Raw genomic sequence first — 23,339 nt, forward strand, 5'->3', positions numbered from 1 at the left:
CGGGGCGAAAAAGGGTGTGGTCGCGGTCTGCGGGGCCTTCCCACACGTTTTTGGCCGCGGACGGCCGATTTCCACCTATGAGCGAAGAACAACCGGACCGGAAGCAGTCCGGGTTCAAGGACAAGACCCGCGTCGGCGAGGCCCGCGAGCGCCTCCTCGACGCGATTGCGCCCCACGACCGGACCGAGACGGTCCCGCTGCGGGCCGCGGACGGTCGGGCGCTCGCCGAGGAGGTCGTCGCAGAGCGCAACGTCCCTCACTACCCCAGAGCCGCGATGGACGGCTACGCGGTCCGCGCCGCCGACACCTTCGGCGCGAGCGACCGGTCGCCCGAGGTGCTTCGGAGCGCCGAGGAGATGGGTCCCGAGAGCGCGGTCCGCGTCCACACCGGGAGCGAACTCCCCGAGGGCGCGGACAGCGTGGTGATGATAGAGCAGGTAGACGAGTTCGGTGACGACGTGGAGGTCTTCGACGCCGTGGCCGAGGGCGAGAACGTCGCGCCGGTCGGCGAAGACGTAGAGTCCGGCCAGCACCTCTACGACCCCGGCCACCGCCTTCGGCCCTCGGACCTCGGCCTGCTCAAGTCCGTGGGCGTCGATACCGTCGAAGTCCGCGAGCGCCCGACGGTCGGGGTGATTCCCACGGGCGAGGAACTGGTCCAGTCCGACCCCGACCCCGGCGAAGTCGTCGAGACGAACGGACTGACGGTCTCTCACTACGTCGAGCGGTGGGGCGGCCGAGCGACCTACCGCGACGTGGTGACCGACGACCGCGACGCGCTCCGGGCGGCCGTCCAGCGCGACCTGACGAAGGACGTGGTGGTCACGACCGGCGGGTCCTCCGTCGGGGAACGCGACCTGCTCCCCGAAGTCGTCGCGGACCTCGGCGAGATTCTGTTCCACGGGGTCGCGCTCAAGCCCGGCCACCCCGTCGCGGTAGGTATCGTGGAGGAGACGCCCGTCATCATGTTGCCGGGGTATCCCGTGGCCTGCATCGTCAACGCGGTCCAGTTCCTCCGGCCCGCGCTGAAGGCGGTCGGCGGCCTTCCCGACGAGGGGTTCCCGACCACCGACGCGCGACTCGACCGGAAGATCCGGAGCGAACCGGGCGTCCGGACCTTCGCGCGGGTGCAACTGGAGACGGACGCAGACGGCGAGCGCGAGGCGAAGCGTGCCTCGGAGGACGCGAGCAGTGACGAACCGCGAGCGAAGGTAGCGACGCCGACCAGAGCCTCCGGGTCGGGCGTGCTGTCGAGCGTGGCGCTCGCCGACGGATGGGTCGAGGTACCCGAGGGCCGCGAGGGGATTCCGGAGGGCGAGACCGTCGCGGTGCAGGACTGGGAGTGGTCTGCGTGAATCGTTTCCCTCCGTGTCCTACGGTCGATGGGAACCGCTCGACAGTAACGCAGCCACCGACTCCACGGACGAAACTGGGAGCTGATAGCCGATGACCGACCGAAAGGAGTTCAGGGACCTCGCGGACCCCGACGACGCCAGAGACGCCATCGCATCGCTCGACCTCGCGCCCGAACCGGAAGCGGTCCCGCTCGCCGAGGCCCGCGGCCGCGTCCTCGCCGAGCGCATCGACGCTGGCCTCGACGTGCCGGGGTTCGACCGCGCGAGCATGGACGGCTACGCGGTGCGCGCCCGCGACACCTTCGGCGCGGACGAGACCGACCCCGCGAGCCTCGACCTCGTAGGAACCGTCCACGCGGGCGAGGAACCCGACGTGGAAGTGAGCGAGGGCCGAGCCGTCGAAATCTCGACCGGCGCGGTGATGCCGCCGGGCGCGGACAGCGTGGTGATGGTCGAGCGCACCGAGGAGTCGGAAGATGGCGACTCGGTTCTCGTCCGGGCCGCCGTCGCGCCCGGAGACAACGTGATGCTCGCGGGCGCGGACGTGGCCGCCGGCGAGAGCGCGCTCGGCCCCGGAACTCGACTCACGGCCCGCGAAATCGGCCTGTTGTCGGCGCTCGGCGTCGACTCCGTGCCGGTCCGGGGGACGCCGACGGTCGGTATCGTCTCGACCGGCGACGAGTTGGTCCGGCCCGGCGAAGCGGTCGATAGCGCGGCGGGCCAGATTTACGACGTCAACAGCTACACCATCGCGGCCGCAGTGGAGGAGGCGGGCGGCGAGCCGAAACTCTACCCGCACGCCGGCGACGACTACGACGAGATGGAGGAGATTCTGCGGTCGGCCGCCGACGAGTGCGACCTCGTCCTCTCGTCGGGGTCTACGAGCGCGAGCGCGGTGGACGTCATCTATCGGGTCATCGAGGAGCGGGGCGAACTGCTCCTCCACGGCGTCGCGGTCAAGCCCGGAAAACCGATGCTGGTCGGGCGAGTGGGCGACTCCGCCTACGTCGGCCTGCCGGGCTATCCCGTCTCGGCGCTGACCATCTTCCGGACGTTCGTCGCGCCCGCGATTCGGCGGGCCGCCGGGGTTCCGGAACCCGCGACGGCGACCGTCGAGGCCCGGATGGCGACCGAGGAGCGCTACGGCGAGGGGCGGATGCGGATGATGCCGGTGGGGCTGACCGAGACTGGCGAGGCGCAAAGCGCTTCGAACGCGAGTAGCGCGGAGCGAGACTCCGCGAGCGGCGACCTGCTGGCCTACGTCGTGGACAAGGGCAGCGGCGCGACGACGAGCCTCGTGGAGGCCGACGGCGTGGTCGAGGTTCCGGCCGACACCGCCTACGTCGCCGAGGGCGAGACCGTCGAGGTGCAACTGTTCTCGCCCGACGTTCGCCCGCCGACGGTGCTGGGCGTCGGCGAGGACGACCCCGCGCTCGCCCGCCTGCTCGATACGCTGGAGCGCCCGCGCTACCTCTCGGTCGGGTCGCGCGAGGGCCTACGCCGACTCCGGGACGGCGTGCCGGACTTCGCGGTCACGTCGGCCGACGACCGGGGCGTCGACGCGACCGAACTCGGCGCGTACTCCCGCGAGTGGGGACTGGTCGTGCCCGCCGGGAACCCCGAGGAAATCGCGGGACTCGCGGACCTCGTGGACCGCGACCTCCGATTCGTCAACCGGGGGTCGGACTCGGGCCTGCGGACCAATCTCGGTAACGCGTTCGCGGCCCTCGCCGACGAGCGCGGGACGACGCGCCACGACCTCGTGGAGTCCATCGACGGCTTCGAGTTGGCCGCCAAGGCCCACGAGAGTCCCGCCAGAAAAGTCGCCGCCGGGCGGGCCGACGCCGGACTCGGCTTGCGCGCCACCGCCGAGAAGTTGGGACTGGGTTTCGTTCCGGTCGGCACCGAGACGGTCCGGGTGCTGGCGAACCCCGACCGCGCGGAGAAGTCCGGCGTCCGAGAACTCGACGCCGCGCTGGGCGAGCGACTGGACGCCGTCCTCGCGGACCTGCCGGGGTTCGACCGGTAACGCCCGGCGGCCCTCACTTCGAGTTCGCCGTCGCGAGCAGTTCGTCGAACGTTTCGACGCGGTAGTCGCCGAGGACGCACTGCTCGCGGCGGTGGTGGCCGTGGCGCTCGACGTGGATGGCGTCGAGGCCCGCGTTCCACGCCGCGCCCACGTCGCTCGCGCCGTCGCCCGCGTAGACACCGTCGGACCGGAGGTCCGACGAGCCTCCGCTCGCCTTGCTCGCGGAGACCCCCTCGTGTCCGTTCTCGCGGACCCCCATCTGCTCTATGGCGTGGTGGAGCGGCGCGGGGTCGGGCTTCCAGCCTAGTTCCTCGTCGCAGCAGATGATCGTGTCGAACCAGTCGCGGATGCCGAGTTCGTCAAGCACGGGGTCGGCGAGGAACGGCTGGCAGTGGGTGACGAGTCCGACCGGACAGTCCAACTCGCCGACGAACGCGGCGTCGTCGTAGAGGTAGGTCTCCTCGGCCCGGCGCTGGGGGTCCTCGATGTCGTGGAACACCGGCCAGAAGTCCTCGGGGTCGATGCCCCACTCGCGCAACTGGTCGTTGCGGTTCCCGCCGAGACCGTGCCAGAGGATTTCGGCCTCGCGGTCGGAGAACTCCCGGCCGAGACGGTCGCCGACCCTGTCGAACACCGAGCGGGGATACGACCAGTCCACGTCGATGAGGGTGCCGTCCAAGTCGAGCAGCCAGTAATCGTACTCACGGGCGACCATAGGGACAACGGAGTAAGCGCTCGGGTAATTTAAACGTTTTCCGAATTCGTTACTTCTGACACCTATCCCGACTGCACCTCGACGGAACTGCCGAGGTACTTGTTCAACACCGCCGACACCGAGTCGTCGTTGAACGTCTCTAAATCCGCCCGAATCTCGTCCTTCAGCGCTTCCAGATACTCCTCGTCGGTCTCCAGCGCGCGGTACTCGACCGACAGCACGGTCACGTCCAGCGCCTCCTCGGTCAGTCGCCGGAAGTGGCGCTCGTCGTTTATCTCCCCGCGCCAGAGGTTGTCACGGAAGAACAGCCACCCTTCCTCGCCCGGCGGGTCGGCGTCGCGGGCGAGTCGGGTCTCGAACTCGTTCGGTTCGACCGAGACGCCCCCGACCGCGGGGTCGAGGCGGAACCGCACCGCGAAGACGTAGCGGGCGTCCATGCTCGTCAGCGCAGGTCGTCGGTCAGTTCCGCCATGTTCAGGTCGTCCTCGGTGATGCCGCCCGCCTCGTGGCTGGTGAACCGGACCTCGACCTCGTCGTACCGAATCTCGATGGTCGGGTGGTGGAACTCCTCCTCGGCGAGTTCACCGACCTCGCTGGCGAACGCGACGCCTTCGAGGTAGTCGTCGAACTCGTACACGCGGACGATTTCGTCGTCCACGCGCTCCCACTCGTCGGGCAGTCCGGACTCTATCTCGTCGTCGGAAAGCAGGTCTGCCATGGGTAGCGGTTCGGGGTTCTCGGTCAAAAAGGTCGGTGCCGAGACGGACTGCCGGGACGCAGGTCAGTCGTCGTCGGCGATTATCTCTCGCACGTCCTCGGGCATCTGTTCGGCCGCCTCGTCGGGAATCTCGCCGCCGAACTGCTCGCGGACGAACTCCGGGGGCGCTCGGCCGTTCGATCCCTCCGAGTCGCCTCGCTCGCCGAAGTCGGGGTCGAACAACTGGAGCGCCGTGTTGATGGTTCCCCAGTCGTCGTCCGCGGCGGCGTCGCGCAGGCTCTTCGTCGGCGGCGCGAGGAGTTGCGAGACCAGCGCGTCGGCCATCGAGGCGACGACGTCCCGCTGGTCGTCCGAGAGGTCGCCGTGGGCGTCGAGTTTCGAGAGGGCCTCCGAGAGTTCCTGCTCCTTGACGCGCTCGGCGCTCTCGTACATCGCCGAGATGACCTCGTCGGCGCGCTTGCGCTTGTAGCTCTCCAGCAGGTGTTCGAACTCCCGGTCTATCATCGCCTCGACCGACTCGGCGGCCGTCCGGCGACGGCGCTCGGTCTCGTCGGTCACCGACTCCAGCGCCGCCATGCCGTAGACGGTTACGCCGTCGACCGCGTCCGCGGCGGGCGAGACGTCCCGCGGTTGGGCGATGTCCACGACGACGGTCTCGCCGGTCTCCCGGAGGTCGTCGGCGCCGAGGACGTGACCCTCGCTCCCGGTCGCCGTGACGACCACGTCGGCCGCGTCGAGCGCGGAGGGGAGTCCGTCGAGCGCGACCGCCAGCGCCTCGTCGTGGGCCACCGTCTCCGTGAGTTCGGTCGCGCTGTCGAGCGACCGGTTCGCGACGTACAGCGTCTCGACGGGGGCGTCGGCGAGCGCGTGGGCCGCGATGGTGCCCATCTCGCCCGCGCCGACGACCAGCGCCGTCGCGCCGTCGAGGACGGTCCGCTCGTCCAGCAGTTTCACCGCCGCGCTCCCGACCGACACCGCGCCGTCGTTGATGGCGGTCTCGGTTCGGGCGCGCTCGCCCACGTGGATGGCCTTGGTCACCGCGTCGTCGAGCATCGGGCCGACCGCGCCGGCCTCGCGGGCCGACTCGTAGGCGTCACGGACCTGTCCGAGAATCTGGTCCTCGCCGAGGACGAGCGATTCGAGTCCGGCCGCGACCCGCATGAGGTGGCGGAGGCTCTCGCCGTGGCCCATCTCCACGACCGAGTGGTCGCCCACGTCGGGCGCGAAGTCCGCCAGCACGGCCCGGCCGGTCGCGGCCGCGCCGGTCACGACGTAGGCCTCGAAGCGATTGCACGTCTGAAGCGCGAACGCCTCTTGGACGCCCGGCACGTCCACGAGTCGGCGGAGGACCGCGGACTCGTCGGCGTGACAGGCCGCCTCCACGTCGTCCAGACTCGCGCGGTCGTGGCTGATTCGAATCCCGGAGACGACGCCGGTCGCCGCGCTCACGGGCACCGCCTCCTCCACCGCGTGCCAGAGAGAGAGATTCCGAGAGTCATGTTGTCACCCTTTGAGTGTAGCCGTCGCACCGCTCTTATCGAGAGGTTTGTCCGGCCAGTACGTAAACCCTTCCAAACGAGACACGTCTGCGGGTACCTGCAACGGGCGAGTCACCCCTCGACGCCGGTCACTTCGAAGCCGAGTTCGCGCACGTCGTCGAGGATGGCCTCGTGGTCGGCGCTGGCCTCGTAGTAGAACACCACGTCGAAGGTGCCCTCGCGGAGGAGTTGCTGACACTCCCAGACGAACGACTCGTCGTCCAGCGTCAGGCCCTGATGCTGATTCGAGGCGAAGTCGGTGTCGTCGGTGCCGGAGTAGACGAAAGTGTCCGTCGGGTCGTGGCCCGCGTGTTCGGCGATGACCTCGCCCACGTCCACGGTCGCTTGGTGCATCTCCGTCTCCTCGTCGCTCCCGAAGTCGGTGTGGACGACGGCCCCGTTGAGTTCGATGTCACCCGGTTCGAGCAACTGCTTCGTCCGCCGGTAGAGGTCCTCGTCGAGTGCGTCTTCCATACTTCGAAGCAAGCCGACCACCGGTTAAACGCGCTACGGTTCGCCGGAGAGAGCGGTCGCTACCGAGTCGGCGTCAATAAAAGCTCAGTTCTACGCGATGCGTTTACAGGCGTTCGAGATTCTTCGCGCGCGGACCCTTGTCCGCCTGCTCTATCTCGAACTCGACTTCCTGCCCCTCTTCGAGGTCGGGACCGCCGATGTCTTCCATGTGGAAGAACACGTCTTCGTCCTCGTCCTCAGTGTCGATGAAACCGTAACCGCCAGTGTCGTTGAAGAAATCAACCGTACCTTTCGCCATTGCATCTGTCCTAAGACGCTCCACGCTTAAAAAGGTATGCACCGAGATGGAGTTGAATGGCTGAAATTACTCGCGGAGAAGAAATTCCGTGGTCAAAAGGCTAATTGCCCTCGGCGGTGTCGGTTCGACTAACGGATGTTACAGTGGGCACAGCGGCGAGTTCAGGCCGCCTACGAACGTCTTCTCAGGCGCGAAATCTCGGGCGCACCGACCCACGTCGCGGTGATTCAGGACGGCAATCGGCGCTACGCCAGCAAGCAGGGCGGCGATGCACCCGACGGCCACCGCGCCGGCGCACAGACCACCGAGCGCGTCATGGACTGGTGCAAGGAGATGGGCGTCGAGGAACTGACGCTGTACACTTTCTCGACCGAGAACTTCGACCGGCCCGACCACGAGAATCAGGCGCTGTTCGACCTGTTGGAGGAGAAACTCTACCAGTTCGGCGACGACGACCGAGTCCACGACGGGGAGGTCTGCATCAGGGTCATCGGGGAGCGCGACCGCCTCCCGGAGCGCGTCCGGGAGGCAGTCCGATACGCCGAGCGCCGGACTGCCGACTACGACTCGTTCACGCTCAACGTCGCGCTGGCCTACGGCGGCCGGAACGAACTGCTCGGGGCTACCCGCGAGGTGGCGCGCGCGGTCGAAGACGGTGAACTGGACCCCGACGACATCGACGTGTCGGAGATAGAGAACCGACTGTACGACAGTCCGGTCCGGGACGTGGACCTCATCATCCGGACCGGCGGCGACGAGCGCACGTCGAACTTCCTGCCGTGGCACGCCAACGGCAACGAGGCGGCGGTCTTCTTCTGTACGCCCTACTGGCCCGAGTTCTCGAAGATAGACTTCCTCCGCGGAATCCGAACGTACGAGTCGCGCGAACAGTCGTGGCGGCGCACGAGGGCCAACCGCGCGCTGGCGCTGGTGAAGGCGCTTGGCGGCGTCGAACTCGCCGAGGCCCGGAGCGTCATCGACCGCTTCCGCGAGAGTCTGCCCGAGGAGTCGAGCGTCGAGGAACTCGGCGTCGAGGAGTTAGAGGTCGAGAGCGAGTCGTCGGTGGAGTGAGCTATCGCCGAACCGGCGAAAGACTCCTGCTCTCCGTCTTTCGAGATTTGGCCTACCGGCCAAACCGCCGCTGTCGGTTCTTGTAGTCCAACAGCGCCCGGAGGTACTCGCGCTTCCGGAAGTCGCGCCAGTTCACGTCGGTGAAGTACAACTCGGAGTAGACCGACTGCCATATCATGAAGTCCGAGAGGCGCTCCGCGCCGGTCTTCAGCACCAAGTCCGGGTTCTCGGGGAACACCAGATGCTTCTCGACCTCCGACTCGTCGACCTGTCCGGCGGTCAGTTCGCCGTCCTGTACGTCTTTAGCGATCTTCCGAACTGCGCCCGCGAACTCGTGTTTGCCGCCCAAGCCGATGGAGACCTGAATCGGCGCGTCGGCGCGCTGAGTGTCCTCCGGCCCGCGGACCGCCAAGCGGCGCGGAACCGACACTCCTTCGAGTTCCCGCCGGAGGGTCGGGGCCGCCTCGGGGTCGAGGACGCTGACGTAGACGGTGATGCGCTCGGCCCCGTACTCGAACGCCCACTCGAAGAAGGCTTCGAGCGTCGCGTACGCGCCCTGTTCCAGCAGGTCGCGCTCGGTGATGATGACCGCGATGTGGTCGGGCGTGTCGGCGTCGTGTCTGCGGAGGCGGGCGGCGAGATAGCGGTCGTAGACTCCCACGCCATTCGGCTTCGACGGCCACCGTCCTAAACGTCACGGACTGCGACTCGCCCCCGAACGCCGTCCGGCGTAGACGGGTCGTTCGGGGAGGTCAGTCGTCGTCTCGGAACGCGCCGGAGGTGCGAGTGTTTGGCTGGCGCGTTCGAGTCTGGGCCGGGTCGGACACCACGATAGCATCGGACGGAACACGGAATCTACCGCATTGCGCCGGAACGGACCGAAATGGAAAACCCTCCGTTTCACGCAGAAGTCGTGAGCCGAATCGCTGATTCTCGGGGTCAAAAATTCGTCGATGGCGAGCCGACAGAAAACGGCTCGAGTCCGCAGACCCCGTCGCCGTCCGGCGATTGTCGGACACCCGTCTGACGATTCGACGCCCGCGGACGCCCACTGCTTCGGGAGGATTAAGTGGGCGTCGGCGGAACGGGGGGATAACGTGACCACCAGAGTTCGGCGTGCGGCGGCATACGCCGTCGTCTCGACGCTGGCGCTCGCCGCCCCGACGCTGGGGTGGGCGACCGCCGTGGCGTTCGGTGCGGTCGCCGTGGGCGCGCTCTCGGTCACCGACGGACCGGTGTTCGAGTGGTTCGCCCGACCCGCAGACCGACAGGAGGGACGCCTCCACGGACTCGCGGCCTTCGGTTTCGCCGCGACCGGAATCGCGCTCCTCACGACGTTCGCGGGCTTGCCCGAACACGTCCTCGTCGCCAGCGTCCTCGTCGTGGGTTACGGCAACCTCGCCCAGCAGGTGGCGTGGAAGTTCGACGCCGAACCGATACTCCGCACCGGCGCGTTCGTCGCGGGCGGCATCGTGGCGGCCGCGGCCGGACAGGCCGTCGCGCTGAGCCTCGTCGGCATGCCGGTCGCGCCGGTCCTGCCCGAAATCGTCTTTCTGGCGTCCAGCGGTGCGCTCCTCGCGGGTCTCCTGCGGTCGGTGCTGTTCGCCCGCGACGACCCGCTGGTCATGCTCTCGGTCGCCTTCCTGCTGTGGTTGTTCGCCGACCTCGCGGTACAGGTGACCGTCGAGGGCATCGCGGTCGCGCTGGCTGTCACCGCGCTGTTCGGCTACGTCTCGTGGGCGCTCGACGCCGCCTCGATTCCGGGGATGATGACCGGCGCGCTGTTAGCCATGCTGACCATCGTCCTCGGCGGTTACGCGTGGTTCGCGGTCCTCATCGCCTTCTTCGGCATCGGGAGCCTCTCGACCAAGTTCCGCTACGAGGAGAAGGAGGCCCGGGGCGTCGCCGAGGAGAACGAGGGCGCACGCGGGACCGGTAACGTCCTCGGAAACGCCGCGGTGGCGCTCGCCGCCGTCCTCGCCTACGCCGCGCGCACGAAGTTCCCCGCCGTCGGCGGTGAGGTGTTCCTGTTCGCGTTCGCCGGGTCCATCGCCACCGCGATGAGCGACACCCTCTCGTCGGAAATCGGCGGCGTGTTCGACGACCCGCGACTCATCACCACGCTCCAGCGCGTCGAACCCGGCACCGACGGCGCGGTGACGTGGCAGGGCGAACTCGCCGGCGCGGCGGGCGCGGTAGTCGTCGCGGCCATCGCGGCGGCCCTCTTCGGGAACGTCGGCGCGACCGGTGCCGCGGTGGTCGCCGTCGCGGGCGTCAGCGGCATGACGATGGACAGTCTGCTCGGCGCGACCCTCGAAGGCGACGCGCTCGGCAATCAGGGCGTCAACTTCCTCGCCACCCTGACCGGTGCGCTCGTCGGCGCGGGTCTCGCGGTGGTCGTCCTGCCGTGATTCGACTCGCCCGCCCGGACGACCGCGAGCGCCTGCGAGAGATACAGACGCACCTCGGCGAGCCGAATCCGGCCCTGCTCGCGTACGCCGTCGACGGCCCGCCGGTCGTCCTCGTCTCCGCGACCCCGGACGGTGACCTCGCGGGCTATCTCGTCGCGCTCCACGACGCGGAGACGAGTTACGTCGCGGAAATCGTCGTCGCACCCGCGTACCGCCGGGAGGGACGCGCACGTCGCCTCCTCGCGGCCGCGTTCGACTACCTGCGCGAGCGAGACTGCGCCCGAGTCCGGCTCTCGGTCCACCCCGCGAACGACGCCGCGAGACGCCTCTACGAGTCGATGGGCTTCGAGGAAAGCGGGCGAGAGGGCGAGTACTACGACGACGGGAGCGACGCGATTACGATGAGCCGAGAGCTCTGAGGTCGATTTCTTTCCGAGAAACGTCGGCGGTTCCGACCGGAAGGTGAGGCGTCTTCACCCGACCGCGGTGTTCCGAACGTCCGGCCGGTAGCCCGGCGTTCAGAACTGGTCGGCGGTCCGAACTCGCACGTTCGCGGGTCGCTTGACGAACTCGCCGAGGTCGCGCGCGACGACCTGTCCGACCCCGCGCTGGGCCGACACGTCGAGGAGTCGCTGGTCGAGCGTCCCGTCGAGCACGACCGCGAATGGAGCCTCGTCGGCCGACTCCACGGCGTCGAAGGCGTTCTCGCCCGCGACTTCCGCGAGCGTGGCGAACGACTCGTCCAGCAGACGGGCGGTCCCCGTCTCGCCGTCCACGACCGCCTCGACGTGGCCCTGCATGGTCGCGGGTTCTCGGGGCGACTCCGTCGCCGACGCCGCGGCCTCCGCGGCGTCGGCCGTCGCGTCGTCGGACGCCGCCCCGGCAAGCGACTCGGCGTCGTCTATCGTCTCGGCCTCCACTTCCGCCTCGATGCCGTCGAAGAGGTCCGACTCCGAAATCTCCTCGGCGTCCGTCGCGGCGTCCGGGTCGGCCGACGCGGACGCCCCGCTACTCTCTCGGTCCGCGTCGGGCGTCGCGGGACCGTCCGGTCCGGCGTCGTCGCTCTCGGGCGCGGGCCGGGCGCTCCCGTCGGTCGCCGCGGGACCGGCCTCGGCGTCGGCCGGGGTCGCCTCGGCGTCGGTCGGGGTCGCGTCCGACTCGTCGGTCTCGCCCTCCTCGCCGACCATCGACTCGTCGAACGGTCGCTTGCTCCGGAGCGCCGACATGACCTCGTGGCGCGCGAGGTCCTCGACCGACTGGTTGGCTGGCGCGAACGCCACGTAGTCGATGTCGCCGACCTGCGCGAGTTCCTTCCGGATGAGGTCGCCGCCCCGGTCACCGTCGAGGAACGCGGTGACGGTCCGGTTCTGGGTCAGGTCGGCCACCGCGTCGGGGACGTTGGTTCCCTCGACCGCGACGGCGTTCTTGACGCCGTACCGGAGGAGGTTCAGCACGTCCGACCGGCCCTCGACCACGATGATGGCGTCGCTGTCCTCGACCCGCGGCCCCGCGGGCAGACCCTCGTACTCCGCGATGTCCTCGACGCGGACGCTCTGGCGGACCTCCTCGAGAATCTCCCGAGAGGTCATCACGTCCTCGTCGAACGAGTCGGTCAGCAGTTCCTTGGCGCGCTCGACCACTTTCCGGCGCTTGGCGGCGCGCACGTCCTCGATGCCCGCGACGGCGACGGTGGCCCGGCAGGGGCCGACCCGACTGATGGTTTCGAGGGCCGCCGCGAGGATGGAGGTCTCTACCTTGTCGAGACTCGACGCGATGGTGATGGTCCCGAACGACTGTCCGTTCTCGCTGTCGACGTCCACGTCGATGCGACCGAGTTTCGACGACTGCTGGAGGTCTCGGAGGTCTAAGTCGTCGCCGAGCAGGCCTTCGGTCTGGCCGAAGACCGCGCCGACGACGTCACTCCGTTCTACCACCCCGTCGGCCGTGATGTCCGCGTGAATGACGTATTTTGCTGTATCGTCCATGAGTGATGAACTGCCCCGGAGAGGGGCGTGATGGTGATGAGTCCATGAACTGCGCGGCCATGGATACTTTAAAATCGTACGGCCCAACTGAAATACCTGTCGTCAGCAGAACTGTTTACGGGAGTTCCTTTACCGAAATTTGATAGGTGGGGCGCTGGCTCGGCCGTCACGGTGAAGACGGTCTCGGCCGTCGGTTCGCCGGTACAGACGATGCGCGTCCTCGTCGTTCCCGAACTCTACCGACCGGACGACGCGACCGCGAACGGCACGCTCAACGACGCCGTGGCGCTGGTCGCCGACTGGCTAGACCGCGACGACGGTCTGCACGTTTACTGGCTTCTGTCGCCGCCGGAGGTCGCCGACTACGACCCGGAGTACGTCCACGCCGACCGCGAGCGCGTGACCCTCGTCGAGGCCGAACCGTTCATGCACGGCCACGAACACGAAGACGCCTTCTCCGAGACGGGATACACCGAGGACCAGTTCCGGGCCATCGAGGCCGAAATCTTCGACGAGTCGGGCTACGTGGACGTGGTCGTCGACCAGCAGGTGACGGGCCGGTACGACCTCTACAAGTGGCTCCACCGACTCGGCGGGGGCCGGGAGGCCGCGGTCCAACCGACCGAACTCGTCGGCTACGTCCACGACCTGCGACTCCCGTTCAAGCGCCACGGCCGGGAGATGCCCGACGGCGCCGCCACGAAGGCCGAGATGGCGGCGATGACCTACACCGACGGCCTCTGGTTCAAGGCCGGGGTGGACGCCGAGCGACTGGGCGAGTACGGCACCGGCGTCCTCGGTGAGGAGTTGCTGAACGAACTCGTTACCGACGCGCTCGAAACCGGGAGTCCGCTCGACTTCGCCGACTTCGAGGAGCGGTACGCCGACGCCCCCGAGCGACTCCACGTCGCGGGGTCGGGATGGGGCAAGAAGAACCTCGACGTGGTGCTGGACGCGGCCGAACGGCTCCACGACGAGTTCGGGATTCGGACGCTGATGACGAACATGGACCCGATTCCCGACGGGATGGCCGCTCGCGAGTTCGTGGACGCCTATCCCGAGTGTTCCCGGGAGCGCTACGAGGCCGCGCTCGAAGCGGGCGACCTCGCCATCGTCGCTTCAGACCACGAGACGATGCCCCGAACGCCCTTCGAGCAGGCCGCCAGCGGACAGGTCCTCGTAGTTCGGGACGAACCGTGGGCCTACGACTGCGTGCCCGAGGACTACCGACTCGCCGGGGACCTCGCCGACCTCGAAGCGCTCGCGGTCCGAGCGGTTCGGAACTGGGACGAGGCGGTCGCCGAGAACCGCCGGATGGTCCGACACGTCCGCGACGTTCGCGGGCCGGCGCAGTGCGGCCGCCGGACCTACCGGGACCTCGCCGAGCGCGTGGACCGGCGGGTCGCTGCGTTCGAGAGAGAGGCCGACGAGTGTCGGGACGTGGTGGAGCGAGTCGTTTCGGAAACCGACGGCGGCGTTTCGCTGGACGAACTCGCAGACCGAGTCGCCGACGCCGCGATTACCGACCTCGTGTACGCGCTCCGGTCGCTCGGCTACGAGGACGCCGGAAACGCGGGGACGCCGGTGTTCCGTCCGCCCGAGTGACGGCGGGGCGCGACCGGGAGACGCACCCCCGTCGCCCGCCTGCCTACCGAGGCGACGCCGGCGTCACCCTCCGTCGGGGCCGAACGTCCGCACCGTCTCGCCGTCGACGAGTCGCCGCTGGCGGTATCCGAGCGCGTTGGTCAACACGAGCGTACCGAAGAACGACAGCGTGTGGTCGACCATCCCGAACGGGTGCAGGTGGGTCTGCTTGGCGGGCGGGAGCAGCGTCCCGACGACGTGAACCCCGGCCGACCCATCGCTCGACGTTATCGACCCCGCGGCGACTCGCCCGCTCGTCCGGGCCGCGACGTCCCCGCCCGCCCCGGTGAACGCGTCGGGGTCGACGAGCGTGATGGGCGCTTCGCCCGCGTTCGGCTGAATCGCGTAGCCCAGCGGCGCGAGCTTCCATATCTCGTCGTTGAACTCCCGCGTGTCCGTCAGGAGTCGGTGCGGATAGTTGTCCTCCTCGAAGATAGCGAAGAGGGTCTGCTCGGTCCGGACGTCCGCCGGGGCGATTCCCTGCGCCAACCCGTTGGTCATCCGACCGAGGAGGTGGACTCCGGTGTCGGTCAGGACGAGGTTCCCGCCGCTCTCGACGAACGCGTCCAGCGAGTCGACGTACGCCTGATTGTCGATGCCTTCGTCGTGCGTGACCACCACGTTCGCGTGGGTCGGACTGCCGTCCTCGCCGACGAGTCCGGCGTTGGCGATGCGACCCACCGAGAGGTTGACGAAGGTGTCCTCGTCGTCGGGAGTGAACTGCTCCGTCCGCTCGAAGAAGACGAACGGAGAGACGGCGTACGACCGCTGTTCGTAACCGATCACCTCGGTCGGGTCCGGCGTGAGCGCCTTCCGCGCGCCGTCGACCTCGACGACCGAACCGGTCAGTGCGGTCTCGCGGGTCGCCTCCGAGACGGTGAGCGACTCCCGGCCGACGTGAATCAGGTCCCGAGACGTGCGCGTCAGCGAGTCCGTCGTCGAGACGGCCGTCGACCGACCACTCGTCTCGATTCGGGCCGAGTGGTCGCGCGCCGCGTGTTCCGCGAACGTCCGGATGACGGTCCCGTACCCGTCGACGAACAGGTCGACGAGTTGGGACACGTCGGCGTCGAACTCCTCGGTCGGCCGCCACGTTCGCGGCGTCTCGTCGTTCGAGTAGGCCATCTCGTGGGCCATCGCTTTCATTCCGAGGCCGCCTTGGTCCACCGGCTGTGCCATCCAACTCACGAGGATGCCCGAGGTGGAGTACTCCAGCGTGTCGTACACCGTGCCGTAGTTGAAACTGCTCTGGGGAGTCGGCAGTTCCTCGTCGCTGTCGGCCTGCGCGTTCAGTTGCTCGAAGAGCCGCTGCCGGTTCTGGACCTTCTGGCCGATGGCCTCCTCCAGTCGCTTCTGCGTCGTCCGGTTGACCTCGTAGAGGTCGTGGAGTTCCCCGACGCTGAACTGGTCGTTTATCAGGAGCCCCTCTATCATGTGCTCGGACGCGTACATCCCGTGGAGGTCCGAACCGTAGTTCAGGTTGTCGTAGCTCCGGAAGTGTTCGACGATGCCGAGCGCGTCGGGGACTCGTTCGGTGTACTCGCTACCGACGTCTGCGTCGATGCCGGGGTAGTCGTCTGCGAGGTTCGACCCGGCCGTCTCCGCGGGGAAGTGAGTCGCGTCCAGCCATCCGACGGTCGGGTACGAGCGGTTCGTGTCCTCGACGCCGGCGCTCCCTCGCTGGTATCCCGTTCCCCCGTCGTTGTACTGGGGGTACTTCGCGACCCAGCCGTCTGGGTTCGTGAAGACGAACAGGAGCGCCACGTCGTCGAGCAGTCCCCCGACCGTCTGCTCCTCGCCCGCGAGCAGCGACTCTATGAACCGGCACCCGGCCTCCGCGCCGGCCCGCTCGTCGCCGTGGATGGACAGACTGAACAGCACCTTCTCCTTCTGCTGGAAGCTCGCTTGGTCGCCCACGGCGTTCGTGACCTCCGCCACCCAGACGGGCTTCGGTTCCTCGCGGCCGCTGACGAGGTTGAAGTAGCCGGGGCTCTCGCCGACGGACCGGAACCGGAGTCGGTCCGAGTGCTGGTCCTGTAACCGCTCCATCCCCTGAATCATCTCCTGAAAGTCGATGAAGCCGACAGCGTCGGAGGGGTCCGGGAATATCCCGTCGGCGTAGGCTTCGAGTTTCCAGAAGGGGTTGGAACCGGGCGAGAACTGCAGTTCCGAGAGTGCATCGATTTCGGCCGCTCGCTGGGCCTGCTCGGTCGTCAGTCGGCCGTACGCGGCCGCCGTGGGCGAAGTCGTCGTCGTGGGACTGTCCGCCACCTGCGAGAAGGCTTCGATTCCCGACCGGCCGTCGAACGTCGCGAGCGTCGGAATCCGCTCGTCTTTTGGAGTGTGGTTGACGACGAACCGGTACGTCTCGGTCATCTTCTCCGAGTCCGCCTGCGCCGTCGCCGCTCCGGGAAGTGCGAGCGTTCCCGCCGTCGCCGCGGCGAGTCGCACGAACTGTCTTCGGTCGATGTCTACGCCGTCGAATCGCTGTCGTGTGCCGTTTTGGTCCCGTTCGGTCATTTGTCGTCGGCCCCCTTGTGACCGATTACCACAGATACGCGGAGATATAAGAAAATTAATTATAATTACCTATGGTACCGGGTTTGGCGGCACGAGATGGATACGTTAACACACGTCACTCTAACGGATGACTAAAATCGGACGGCCTCTCGGAGTCGGCCGTGGTCGCGCGACGCCGTCTCAGTCGAGTAGCGACGACAGCGTCTCCGCTCCGTGTTCCAGCGATTCCTCGGGGTCGGTCGGTTGGTCGTGTTCGTAGACCAGCCACTCGGTCCCGGCCTCGCGGGCGGCCCGGACGCAGGCCTCGATGTCGATGTCGCCCTCGCCGAGTTCGACCGGCGTTGTGTCGGCCACGTCCTTGAGGTGGACCAGCGGCACCCGACTCCGGAGGTGCCCGAGCAGCGCCACGGGGTCGTGACCGGCGGCGTTCGCCCACCCGACGTCGAGTTCGAGGTCGAAGTCCGTCTCGTCGGCGAGCAGGTCGAAGGCCGACCGGTCGCCGAGGTCGGCGAACTCGTGGTCGTGGTTGTGATAGCCCATCGCGGCGCCCGCCTCGTCCAGTCGGCCGGCGAGCGTCTGGAGGCGGCGCGCGGTGTCGGTGGTAGCGGTCTCGCTGGCGAACTCGGCGTCGTCGAGATACGGGACGACGAGTCGGTCGCAGTCGAGCGACCGGTAGGTCTCGGCGACACCTTCGGGGTCGGCTTCGAGGTCCTCGATGCCGACGTGGGCCCCGGCCGCGTCGAGTCCGGCGTCGTCCAGCGCGTCGCGGATTTCGGCGGGGTCGGCGTCGCCCAGACCCGCGAACTCGACGCCCTCGAACGCGGTGTCGCCGACGCGCCGGAGGAGTTCGGGGAGCGAGTCGTCCAGTTCTCGGAGCGTGTAGAGTTGAATCGCCGGTCGCATGGCGGAGGCTACGGCGCGGCGGTGTAAATCGATTGTTGCGCCGGCCGTCGCGTCGGTCGGTGTGACACGCGGAGTCTTCGGTGGGGCGAGCGACGATTGGCTCGCCGCAGAAATCTATATATTTCTATAATAACGAAATATGTTTCTCTACCAGATGAATAGATTGCTCTCGCTACGAACCCGCGTCCGGCGAACGCGTCGGTGGACGCGTCCGACGCGTCACCGTGAGGGCGCCAGCTATTAACCGCTCTCGACCGATGCGGAAGCCATGACCGACCGTCCCGAACTGCTGATTCCCCACTACGTCTCGGACGAGGCGCGGGCCAGTCTCCGCGAGAGCCTCGCCGACCTGCTCCCGGACGCCGACCTCACGCTGGCCGCGACGCCGCCGGAGACCGACGAGGGCCTGTCGAGCGCCGAGGTGGTTCTGAGCGACCGCCTGCCCGCCGAGAAGGTGGACGCCGCGCCGAACCTCCGGTGGGTGCAGGCGCTCACCGCGGGCGTGGACCGCTTCCCCCACGAGGCGCTCTCGGACGCCGGCGTCGCGCTGACCAACGCCTCCGGCGTCCACGCCGAACCCATCGGCGAGCAGGTGCTGGCCTACCTGCTCGCGTTCGAGCGCAACGTCCAGAAAGGGATGGCCCAGAAGCATCGGGGCGTCTGGGAGAACTACGGCGGGCGGGAGTTGCGCGACGAGACGGTGGGGATTCTGGGCCTCGGCGCTATCGGGGGCCGGGTCGCCGAACTCGCGTCGGCGTTCGGCACCCGGGTCGTCGGCACCAAGCGCGACCCCGAGACCGCACCCGACGCGGTGGACGAGGCGTACGGTCCCGACGGCCTGTACGACGTGCTGGCTCGGTCCGACTACGTGGTCGTCACGGTTCCGCTGACCGACGAGACCCGCCGATTGGTCGGCGAGGACGAGATTCGAACGATGAAGTCCTCCGCGGTCCTCGTCAACGTCGCTCGCGGCGAAATCGTAGACGAGAAGGCCCTGACCACCGCGCTCCAGCAGGGTCACCTCCGGGGTGCGGCCCTCGACGTGTTCGAGGAGGAACCGCTCCCCGGCGACTCGCCGCTCTGGGACCTCTCGAACGTCATTCTCACGCCCCACATGGCGGGTTCGACGCCACACTACTACGACCGGTGTGCCGACCTGTTCGCCGAGAACTACGAACGGTTCGTCGCGGGCGAGTCCGAGGCGATGGACAACCGCGTCGTCTGAACCTCGCTCCGCGCCCCGGACGTAGTTTCAAGGGTCAGCCGCTCGTTTTCCGAGTATTCGCTCATGCGCGTACTCATCGTTCCCGAACTCTATCGCCCGGACGACGCGACGGCCAACGGCACGCTCAACGACGCGACCGTGTGGGTCGAGGAGTGGTTGGACATCGACCCGAACCTCCACGTCTACTGGCTCCTCTCCCCGCCCGAGGTGGCCAACTACGACCCCGAGTACGTCCTCGCCGACCGCGAGCGCGTGACCCTCGTCGAGGCCGAACCGTTCATGCACGGCCGTCGCCATCAGAACGCGTTCACCGAGTCGGGCTACAGCGAGGAGCAACTCGAAGCGCTCGCGGAGGCGACGTACGACCGGTTGGGCTACGTGGACGTGGTAATCGACCAACTCCGGCGCGGCCGCGCGGACCTCGCCAAGTGGCTGTTCGCGCTCGACGGCCACCGAGTCGGCCACCCGTGGCCCGTCGACATCGTCACCAACGTCCACGACCTCCAACTCCCGTTCAAGTACGCGGGCACGGGGTGGCGCGACGAGTTCCAGCGCCGGACCGAAATCGCCGACGCGGTCCTGAGCGACGGGATGTGGTTCAAGGCCGGGGTCGATTGGGAGGGACTGCGCGACCACGGCCACGAGTTCCTACAGGAGTCGGTGGTCGATTCGGCGCTCGACGACGCGGTCCAGACCGGCAGTCCCATCGACTTCTCGCAGTTCGAGGCCGAGTACGCCGACGAACCCGAGTACCTCCACATCGCTGGGTCCATCTGGGACAAGAAGCAGGTCGGGACCGTGATGGGCATCGCCGAACTGCTCCACGACCGGTTCGGCATCCGGACCGTGATGACCAGCATGAGCAAGATTCCGGCCGAGTTCGCCGACCTGCCGTGGGTCGAGGCCTACCCGAAGGCCTCCCGGCGGGAGTTCGAGGCGGCGCTCGCGATGGGCGACCTCTGCATCTCGGCGACCGAGTACGAGACGCTGGCCCGGACGTGGTTCGAGCAGGCCGGGAGCGGGCAGGTCCTGATAGCCCGCAACCAGCCGTGGATTTACGACGCCATCCCCCGGGACTACGAGTTGGCCGGGACCATCGAGGAGCTACCCGACCTCGCGGTCTGGGCGGTCGAGAACTGGGACGAGGCGGTCGCGGAGAGCGAGCGCATGCTCGACTACGCCAAGGAGATTCGGGACCCCGAGCGGTCGGGGAGGCGCACTTACGACGACATGGCCGACCGCGTGACGGCGAAGGTCGAGGCCTACGCGCCCGACGAGAACGACGCGGTCGTCGGGGAGACGCTGGAGCGCGTCGGCGAATCGGTCGCGCTCGACGACCTGAACCGCGAGACGGCCGCGCTCACCGACGACGGCGAGCCGATTCTGGACGGCGCGTGCGCCCTGAGCGAACTGGTGTTCGCGCTCCGCCGCCGGGGGTACGCCGACACCGGGGCCCCCGGAACGCCCGTCTTCGAGAAGCGCGAGTGACGCTACGTCTTCGAGTCGTCCGCTCGCCCCGACTCGCCGTCGGGCGCGCGTCCCGACCCGTCGGTCGTGCGCTCGCGTCGCGAGAGCGCCCGGACGGGGGCGCGGACGCCGGCGCGGAGGGCCTCGGCGCGGCGCGTCCCCGACTCGCCGAGCACGCCCGACTCGGGCGTGTCGGGGTCAACGTCGAACTCGCCGCGCTCGACCAGTTCCGGCACGATGACCCGGACGAAGTGGACGACCAGCACGAGCAACAGCGGTCCCAGAAACAGCCCGTACCAGCCGAACAGCACCGGTCCGAGGACGTACGCGAGCAGGACGAGACCGGTGTGGAGGTCCCGGCCGGAGACGTACGGCCGCAGGACGAGTTCCGGAATCGTATCGACCACGACGAACGCCACGAGCAGGAACGCGGCCGGGAACCACAGCGCGCCGGGGTCGGTGACGGCCGTGACGACCCCGAGGACGATGCCGAGCGGGACGTACACTAACTTCATCCCGACGACGGGGACGAGGCTGGCGAGGCCGCTGAGCAGTCCGAGGAGCGTCGGCGAGGGGACCGAGACCGCGGCGGGAGCGACGAGGTCCAGCAGGTTGTAGCTGACCGCGGCGACGACGCCGATGACGAAGGCCGTCAGGATGTTGCCGAAGTAGACGGTTTCGAGGTCGTCGTCCACGGCCCGCGCGAACGCGACCGTCGGACTGTCCTCGTCGGCGACCTCCGTCCGGAACCACTCCGCGAGTCGGTGGTCGTCCCGGAGCAGGTAGAACGCGACGACGAGCGTGATGACGATGCCCAGCGCGGTACTGGCGAGGACGCCGAGCAGGGTGAACAGCGACCCCAGAATCTCGCGGGCCGTCTCGGCCCCGCGTTGAGCGGCGAACTGCTGGATGTCCGCCTGCAGTTGTTGGGGCGTCGTCTCGAGGAGCGCGGGCAGTTGCTGGGGGTCGAACAACTGCGACAGGTCCACGCCGGGGCCGAGGACGCCTTCGAGTTCCTCGACACCGACTCCGGCGAGCGAACTCAGTTCGCTGACGCTCACGACCACGGTGTAGCCCAGCAGGACGAGACCGGGAAACGCCAGTCCGAGCAGTGCGGTCGCGGCGGCCAGCGTCGGTTGGTGCATGCGGCCGAGTAGCCGCCGGTACATCGGCCGAGTCGCGTAGTAGACGAACAGTCCCAGCAGGAAGGTCCCGAGGAACGACGACACGACGTAGCCCAGCGCGACGAGCAGCGCGACGGCGACCAGCCACCACGCGATTCGCTCGCGGTCGAACGAGAACTCTCGTACCCAGCCCATGCCAGAGTGTTCGGCGCGCGAACAATAAGTCGTCGGGGGCGCCATGGCGAAATCGCGGCAACCGCGAGGGCGACGCCGGTTTCAGAACAGCGGTTCGCCCATCGTCTCGCGGCCGAAGGCGAAGACGACCAGTCCGCCGAGGACGAACGCGACCGCGAGGGGCGCGAGCGCGGCGAGGTAGCCGGGCTCTATCACCGGGAGGAGTTCGGTCAGCGAACTCGGTTCGACCAGCGCGCCCGCCAGAATCGGACCGAGGACCGCGCCGATTTTGCCGACGCCGCCGGCGAAGCCGTTGCCGGTCGCCCGGACCTCGGTGGGGAACAGTTCCGGCGTGTAGGCGTAGATGGCGCCCCACGCGCCGAGCGTGAAGAAACTCGCGCCGAGCAGGCCGCCGAAGAACGGCCAGAACCCCGAGAGGCCCGCCCCGAACAGCGAGACGCCGGGCATCGAGGCCGCGAAGACGAAGGTAAAGAGCCCCGAAAGCGCGAGATAGCTCCCGAGGGTGGGCTTGCGCCCGACCTTCTCCACGAGGTAGGCCGCGCTGAAGTAGCCGGGGAACTGGACCAGCGCGATGAGCAGGAAGTAGACGTAGATGCCCTCTATCGTCGCTCCGGCCACCGAGAAGCTCCCGACGACGCCCGCCGCGCCGACCGTGTCTGGGAGCCAGATGAACACGCCGTAGTAGCCGAAGTTGATAGCGAACCACGCGAGGGCTATCGTCACGGTGCGCTTGCGGAGGTCGGTCTCGAAGAGTCGCGCGTAACTCGGCGACTCCCCGGTCTCGACGGACGCCGCCGTAATAGGCGTGAACTCCTCGCCGTTCTCCTCCGCGATTTCCCGGATGCGGTCGTTCGCGCCCTCCACGTCGCCCGTCCGGGCGAGGTAGTAGGGCGTCTCGCGGAGTTGGCTCCGGATGACGAACACCAGCAGGGCCGGGAACGCCGCGCTGGCGAACAGGAGTCGCCAGCCAGCGACCGCGCCGACGAGTGGCACCGCGACGGTCCCGCCGGTCGAGAGCGCCGAGAGGTACAGCCACGCCAGCGCGACCGCGAAGACGTTGCCGAGCGGCCAGAAGGCGTCGAGGTAGACGAGGTAGCGTCCGCGCCGGTCGGTCGGCAGGTGTTCCGAGAGGTAGGAGGTGTCGACCGCGAGCGCGCCGCCCAACCCGACGCCGGTCAGGAACCGGAGCGCGAACCCGGAGTAGAATCCGGTGGCGAACGCGGTCAGGCCGGCGAACACCGAGTAGGTCAGCACCGTCCACTGGAAGGCGTCGATGCGCCCGCGTTCGTCGGCGTACCGCCCCCACGCCCAGTTGCCCGCTATCATGCCCATCAGACTCGCGCTCCCGAGGAGACCGGCCGCGAGACCGGTCAGCCCCCACGCCGAGATGAGGACCGGAAGCGTGAAGCTGATGATGATGACCTCCATCCCGTCGAAGGCCCACGCGCTCCCGCAGATGGCCAGCAGTCTGCGGTGGAATCGCCCGACCGGAATTCGGTCCATCACCTGCGAGACGCTCACTCGCTCGTCCGTCGCCGCGCCCTTTGCCATCTTGTGACACCCTCTGTTCGAGACTGAGTATCGAACGTACTTAAAAATGAGGAAATCAGACAACAGACGCGGCGATTGGAGAACTTTTCTCTTCGAACGGGCGGGTCGATTCGATT

At 68.2% G+C, this 23,339-nt stretch carries 20 protein-coding genes; 8 read left to right on the plus strand and 12 right to left on the minus strand.

Annotated elements, in window-relative coordinates:
- The first annotated feature begins 77 nt into the window (after positions 1-77).
- Both M0R89_RS02030 and M0R89_RS02035 read left to right on the plus strand, forming a co-directional pair.
- Positions 78-1,355 carry a molybdopterin molybdotransferase MoeA gene (locus M0R89_RS02030; RefSeq protein ID WP_248650903.1) on the plus strand — a complete coding sequence of 426 codons (1,278 nt, stop codon included), beginning with the start codon at positions 78-80 and terminating at the stop codon, positions 1,353-1,355.
- A 91-nt stretch (positions 1,356-1,446) separates the two neighbouring features.
- Entirely contained in the window at positions 1,447-3,384 is a 1,938-nt protein-coding gene (locus M0R89_RS02035; protein ID WP_248650904.1) for a molybdopterin biosynthesis protein, read from the plus strand.
- A gap of 13 nt (positions 3,385-3,397) precedes the next feature.
- On the opposite strand, the gene M0R89_RS02040 is transcribed toward M0R89_RS02035, so the two are convergent.
- The 6 genes from M0R89_RS02040 to M0R89_RS02065 all read right to left on the minus strand — a co-directional run bounded on the left by M0R89_RS02040 (position 3,398) and on the right by M0R89_RS02065 (position 7,127).
- On the minus strand, positions 3,398-4,099 hold the full coding sequence (locus M0R89_RS02040; protein WP_248650905.1) for an HAD family hydrolase: 702 nt from the start codon (positions 4,097-4,099) through the stop codon (positions 3,398-3,400).
- Positions 4,100-4,161: 62 nt separating this feature from the next.
- On the minus strand, positions 4,162-4,536 hold the full coding sequence (gene lwrS, locus M0R89_RS02045) for an LWR-salt protein (RefSeq protein WP_248650906.1): 375 nt from the start codon (positions 4,534-4,536) through the stop codon (positions 4,162-4,164).
- A gap of 5 nt (positions 4,537-4,541) precedes the next feature.
- On the minus strand, positions 4,542-4,817 hold the full coding sequence (locus tag M0R89_RS02050; RefSeq protein ID WP_248650907.1) for a 4a-hydroxytetrahydrobiopterin dehydratase: 276 nt from the start codon (positions 4,815-4,817) through the stop codon (positions 4,542-4,544).
- Between the two features lie 63 nt (positions 4,818-4,880).
- Entirely contained in the window at positions 4,881-6,266 is a 1,386-nt protein-coding gene (gene hemA / locus M0R89_RS02055) for a glutamyl-tRNA reductase (protein WP_248650908.1), read from the minus strand.
- 161 nt (positions 6,267-6,427) lie between these two features.
- Complete coding sequence (locus tag M0R89_RS02060; protein WP_248650909.1) at positions 6,428-6,829, minus strand: DUF5778 family protein; 402 nt, start codon at positions 6,827-6,829, stop codon at positions 6,428-6,430.
- 103 nt (positions 6,830-6,932) lie between these two features.
- A complete protein-coding gene (locus tag M0R89_RS02065) occupies positions 6,933-7,127 on the minus strand; it encodes a cold-shock protein (RefSeq protein WP_248650910.1) in 195 nt (64 codons plus the stop codon).
- A 135-nt stretch (positions 7,128-7,262) separates the two neighbouring features.
- Here M0R89_RS02065 and uppS point away from each other — a divergent pair, with 135 nt between their 5' ends.
- Entirely contained in the window at positions 7,263-8,198 is a 936-nt protein-coding gene (uppS, locus tag M0R89_RS02070; protein WP_248650911.1) for a polyprenyl diphosphate synthase, read from the plus strand.
- Between the two features lie 52 nt (positions 8,199-8,250).
- On the opposite strand, the gene M0R89_RS02075 is transcribed toward uppS, so the two are convergent.
- Positions 8,251-8,859, minus strand: a complete 609-nt coding sequence (locus M0R89_RS02075; RefSeq protein ID WP_248650912.1) for an undecaprenyl diphosphate synthase family protein — start codon at positions 8,857-8,859, stop codon at positions 8,251-8,253.
- A 436-nt stretch (positions 8,860-9,295) separates the two neighbouring features.
- Here M0R89_RS02075 and M0R89_RS02080 point away from each other — a divergent pair, with 436 nt between their 5' ends.
- Both M0R89_RS02080 and M0R89_RS02085 read left to right on the plus strand, forming a co-directional pair.
- On the plus strand, positions 9,296-10,609 hold the full coding sequence (locus tag M0R89_RS02080; RefSeq protein ID WP_248650913.1) for a DUF92 domain-containing protein: 1,314 nt from the start codon (positions 9,296-9,298) through the stop codon (positions 10,607-10,609).
- Positions 10,606-11,028: a GNAT family N-acetyltransferase gene (locus M0R89_RS02085; protein ID WP_248650914.1), complete on the plus strand. Its 423-nt coding sequence runs from the start codon at positions 10,606-10,608 to the stop codon at positions 11,026-11,028. The genes M0R89_RS02080 and M0R89_RS02085 overlap by 4 nt, the downstream gene beginning before the upstream one ends.
- A 99-nt stretch (positions 11,029-11,127) precedes the next feature.
- Here the strand turns inward: M0R89_RS02085 and dnaG are convergent, their stop codons facing one another.
- On the minus strand, positions 11,128-12,594 hold the full coding sequence (gene dnaG / locus M0R89_RS02090) for a DNA primase DnaG (protein WP_248650915.1): 1,467 nt from the start codon (positions 12,592-12,594) through the stop codon (positions 11,128-11,130).
- A gap of 171 nt (positions 12,595-12,765) precedes the next feature.
- Here dnaG and M0R89_RS02095 point away from each other — a divergent pair, with 171 nt between their 5' ends.
- Positions 12,766-14,199: a glycosyltransferase family protein gene (locus M0R89_RS02095; RefSeq protein ID WP_248650916.1), complete on the plus strand. Its 1,434-nt coding sequence runs from the start codon at positions 12,766-12,768 to the stop codon at positions 14,197-14,199.
- A 63-nt stretch (positions 14,200-14,262) separates the two neighbouring features.
- Here M0R89_RS02095 and M0R89_RS02100 read toward each other — a convergent pair whose 3' ends face one another.
- Positions 14,263-16,758 (minus strand): M14 family zinc carboxypeptidase, encoded by a 2,496-nt coding sequence (locus M0R89_RS02100; protein ID WP_248650917.1) that lies wholly within the window; start codon positions 16,756-16,758, stop codon positions 14,263-14,265.
- A gap of 180 nt (positions 16,759-16,938) precedes the next feature.
- On the minus strand, positions 16,939-17,661 hold the full coding sequence (locus tag M0R89_RS02105; protein WP_248650918.1) for a sugar phosphate isomerase/epimerase family protein: 723 nt from the start codon (positions 17,659-17,661) through the stop codon (positions 16,939-16,941).
- A 268-nt stretch (positions 17,662-17,929) separates the two neighbouring features.
- Here M0R89_RS02105 and M0R89_RS02110 point away from each other — a divergent pair, with 268 nt between their 5' ends.
- Together M0R89_RS02110 and M0R89_RS02115 are read left to right on the plus strand one after the other, a co-directional pair.
- Positions 17,930-18,886, plus strand: coding sequence for a D-2-hydroxyacid dehydrogenase (locus M0R89_RS02110; RefSeq protein ID WP_248650919.1), 957 nt, complete (start codon positions 17,930-17,932; stop codon positions 18,884-18,886).
- Between the two features lie 63 nt (positions 18,887-18,949).
- On the plus strand, positions 18,950-20,374 hold the full coding sequence (locus M0R89_RS02115; RefSeq protein WP_248650920.1) for a hypothetical protein: 1,425 nt from the start codon (positions 18,950-18,952) through the stop codon (positions 20,372-20,374).
- Between the two features lie 2 nt (positions 20,375-20,376).
- On the opposite strand, the gene M0R89_RS02120 is transcribed toward M0R89_RS02115, so the two are convergent.
- Positions 20,377-21,672 (minus strand): AI-2E family transporter, encoded by a 1,296-nt coding sequence (locus M0R89_RS02120; RefSeq protein ID WP_248650921.1) that lies wholly within the window; start codon positions 21,670-21,672, stop codon positions 20,377-20,379.
- Between the two features lie 81 nt (positions 21,673-21,753).
- Positions 21,754-23,223 (minus strand): MFS transporter, encoded by a 1,470-nt coding sequence (locus M0R89_RS02125; RefSeq protein WP_248650922.1) that lies wholly within the window; start codon positions 23,221-23,223, stop codon positions 21,754-21,756.
- Between the last annotated feature and the right edge of the window lie 116 nt (positions 23,224-23,339).

This window comes from Halorussus limi (genome assembly GCF_023238205.1).
GTDB lineage: Archaea > Halobacteriota > Halobacteria > Halobacteriales > Haladaptataceae > Halorussus > Halorussus limi.

Bases quoted from the DNA above. Each gene is read 5' to 3' on its own strand.
- M0R89_RS02125 (WP_248650922.1), bottom strand. From the start codon at position 23,223: ATGGCAAAGGGCGCGGCGACGGACGAGCGAGTGAGCGTCTCGCAGGTG.
- M0R89_RS02115 (WP_248650920.1), top strand. From the start codon at position 18,950: ATGCGCGTACTCATCGTTCCCGAACTCTATCGCCCGGACGACGCGACG.
- M0R89_RS02040 (WP_248650905.1), bottom strand. From the start codon at position 4,099: ATGGTCGCCCGTGAGTACGATTACTGGCTGCTCGACTTGGACGGCACC.
- M0R89_RS02060 (WP_248650909.1), bottom strand. From the start codon at position 6,829: ATGGAAGACGCACTCGACGAGGACCTCTACCGGCGGACGAAGCAGTTG.
- M0R89_RS02030 (WP_248650903.1), top strand. From the start codon at position 78: ATGAGCGAAGAACAACCGGACCGGAAGCAGTCCGGGTTCAAGGACAAG.
- M0R89_RS02120 (WP_248650921.1), bottom strand. From the start codon at position 21,672: ATGGGCTGGGTACGAGAGTTCTCGTTCGACCGCGAGCGAATCGCGTGG.
- M0R89_RS02065 (WP_248650910.1), bottom strand. From the start codon at position 7,127: ATGGCGAAAGGTACGGTTGATTTCTTCAACGACACTGGCGGTTACGGT.
- M0R89_RS02050 (WP_248650907.1), bottom strand. From the start codon at position 4,817: ATGGCAGACCTGCTTTCCGACGACGAGATAGAGTCCGGACTGCCCGAC.
- uppS (WP_248650911.1), top strand. From the start codon at position 7,263: ATGTTACAGTGGGCACAGCGGCGAGTTCAGGCCGCCTACGAACGTCTT.
- M0R89_RS02035 (WP_248650904.1), top strand. From the start codon at position 1,447: ATGACCGACCGAAAGGAGTTCAGGGACCTCGCGGACCCCGACGACGCC.
- M0R89_RS02110 (WP_248650919.1), top strand. From the start codon at position 17,930: ATGACCGACCGTCCCGAACTGCTGATTCCCCACTACGTCTCGGACGAG.
- M0R89_RS02105 (WP_248650918.1), bottom strand. From the start codon at position 17,661: ATGCGACCGGCGATTCAACTCTACACGCTCCGAGAACTGGACGACTCG.
- dnaG (WP_248650915.1), bottom strand. From the start codon at position 12,594: ATGGACGATACAGCAAAATACGTCATTCACGCGGACATCACGGCCGAC.
- M0R89_RS02100 (WP_248650917.1), bottom strand. From the start codon at position 16,758: ATGACCGAACGGGACCAAAACGGCACACGACAGCGATTCGACGGCGTA.
- lwrS (WP_248650906.1), bottom strand. From the start codon at position 4,536: ATGGACGCCCGCTACGTCTTCGCGGTGCGGTTCCGCCTCGACCCCGCG.